This window comes from Vibrio sp. Vb0888 (assembly GCF_033338835.1).
GTDB lineage: Bacteria > Pseudomonadota > Gammaproteobacteria > Enterobacterales > Vibrionaceae > Vibrio > Vibrio alginolyticus.
In genome coordinates this window covers 1-1,075 of record NZ_JAWOTL010000308.1, presented here as the reverse complement: position 1 = coordinate 1,075, position 1,075 = coordinate 1, and the positions used below count along the sequence as shown (strand labels likewise).

Here is a 1,075-nt window from a genome sequence, read left to right as displayed (position 1 = left end):
AAGTTATACAACAAAACTTTTTGTATAGGGATGACGTTGCTATGGAATCTTCAATCAAAGTAGGTATCAGTTCTTGCGTGCTAGGTGAACGCGTGCGTTTCGACTCTGGTCATAAAGTCAGTAACTTTGTAACTAAAGAGCTTAGCAATTATTTTGACTTTGTTTCTGTATGCCCAGAAGTGGGGGTAGGCATGCCAGTGCCACGCCCGACGATTCGTTTAATCAGTAATGAAGAACGCATCGCGTTGGTTGAAACGAAAAACCCCGACAATGATCACACAGATAACATGCTGACTTACTCCGCAAATAAAGTGGATGAGCTTCAAAATGAGCAATTGTGTGGTTATATCGTTTGTGCCAAATCGCCAACATGCGGTATGGAACGCGTAAAAGTGTACAGCAAAAACAACGCTGCAAAAGAAGGGGTTGGTCTTTACACGAAAACGTTGATGGAAAAAATGCCGTGGTTACCTGTCGAAGAAGATGGACGCCTAAATGATCCCGTTCTTAAAGAGAACTTCATTACTCGCATTTACTGTCTCAACGATTTTTATGAATCGATGGCAGGTGAGCCGACACGCGGTAAGATCATCGATTTCCATTCTCGTTATAAGCTAACGCTTATGGCGCATCATCCAGAGTCGTATCGATCTTTGGGGCGCTTAGTCGCAGATGTTGCCAGCTATGAGATTGACGAGTTTTACCGAGAATATCGATTAGGTCTGATGACGGCGCTATCGAACCGTGCCAGTCGCAAAAACAACACGAATGTGTTGATGCATCTTCAAGGGTATTTTAAACGCTCTCTAAACAAAGATGAAAAAGAAGAACTCGCGACCGTGATTCAAGACTATCGTACTGGCACGCTGCCATTACTCGCGCCACTAACATTAATTAAACACTATCTAAATGCTTATCCAGATGAATATCTGCAAAGACAGAAGTTTTTAGAGCCACACCCGCAGGAGATGAGATTACGCTATGGTTTGTAGTTCAGAAGAAAAACTATACGCAATTCGAGATGTTGCAGAAATTACGGGCGTTAAGCCTGTGACGCTGAGAGCTTGGCAAAGAC

At 43.2% G+C, this 1,075-nt stretch carries 1 protein-coding gene and 1 pseudogene; both read left to right on the top strand.

The genetic code is table 11. The features are described from left to right. Window positions 1-41: 41 nt before the first annotated feature. The gene (locus R7P72_RS25860; protein ID WP_005478143.1) at window positions 42-992 is read left to right on the top strand and encodes a YbgA family protein; all 951 of its coding nucleotides are present in this window, start codon (window positions 42-44) and stop codon (window positions 990-992) included. Then, window positions 982-1,075, top strand: a pseudogene (locus tag R7P72_RS25855) (helix-turn-helix-type transcriptional regulator); the annotation flags it as partial. The gene R7P72_RS25860 and the pseudogene R7P72_RS25855, both read left to right, overlap by 11 nt.

Bases quoted from the DNA above. Each gene is read 5' to 3' on its own strand.
- R7P72_RS25860 (WP_005478143.1), top strand. From the start codon at position 42: ATGGAATCTTCAATCAAAGTAGGTATCAGTTCTTGCGTGCTAGGTGAA.